The sequence below is a fragment of the Vibrio sp. HI00D65 genome (assembly GCF_001635455.1).
Lineage (GTDB): Bacteria > Pseudomonadota > Gammaproteobacteria > Enterobacterales > Vibrionaceae > Vibrio.
In genome coordinates this window covers 1-249 of the sequence record NZ_LWEH01000541.1, presented here as the reverse complement: position 1 = coordinate 249, position 249 = coordinate 1, and the positions used below count along the sequence as shown (strand labels likewise).

The following is a 249-nucleotide window of genomic DNA, read 5'->3' as shown; positions in this document are numbered from 1 at the left end:
AAGTCACAGCGACTGGCAAAGCCGCCACATAACGAGACCGATAGGTAGTCAATATCGGTTAAGCCATAAGGTTCGAAGTTAACACGTTCAACTTCATCTGCAAATTCGACAAAGCGCTCCTTAATCTTCGCTCCTCCGGCACTGGTATTGAAGATAATCGCCCATTCTCCAACCCCAATACTAAAGAGTTCAACTTTGATCTTAGACCTCTTAACTACTCGAAGCTGCAAACGCTCTACGAGGTGGTTG

1 protein-coding gene is annotated in these 249 nt (G+C 45.8%); it reads right to left on the bottom strand.

Annotation, left to right across the window (positions count from 1 at the left end; all coding sequences use genetic code 11):
• The coding region (locus A3712_RS28040; RefSeq protein WP_197465904.1) for a hypothetical protein at positions 1–249 on the bottom strand (249 nt) is incomplete at both ends.